Source organism: Dyella sp. 05T440, from assembly GCF_056395965.1.
Map to the genome: position 1 here is coordinate 1 of NZ_JBFTKN010000042.1, position 427 is coordinate 427.

The window sequence follows — 427 nt, forward strand, 5'->3', positions numbered from 1 at the left end:
GGGCAGGCGTCGATCCGGTACGGGTTCAAGGGGCCGCAGAGCGCACCCGTCACGGCATGCGCGGCGGGCGTCCAAGCCATTGGTGATGCGGCGCGCCTCATCCGGTCCGGCGATGCGGACATTGCACTGTGTGGTGGCGCGGAAGCTGCGATGCATCGGGTCAGCCTGGGCGGCTTTGCGGCGGCCAAGGCACTGAGCACGTCGTTCAACGACACGCCACAGGCAGCGTCCCGGCCGTTTGATGAGCAGCGGGACGGCTTCGTCATGTCCGAAGGGGCAGGGCTGCTGGTGATCGAGCGGCTGGATCATGCGCTGGCGCGTGGCGCCACCCCGCTGGCCGAGCTGGTCGGCTACGGCACCACCTCCGATGCGTATCATCTGACTGCGGGCCCCGACGACGGCAGTGGTGCGCGCAGGGCGATGGAGA

The 427-nt window shown here is 69.3% G+C and carries 1 protein-coding gene; it reads left to right on the top strand.

Annotated features, from left to right (window positions below; all coding sequences use genetic code 11):
- Positions 1-427: beta-ketoacyl synthase N-terminal-like domain-containing protein (locus AC1DE1_RS20875; RefSeq protein ID WP_477179353.1), on the top strand; the 427-nt coding region annotated here is incomplete at both ends.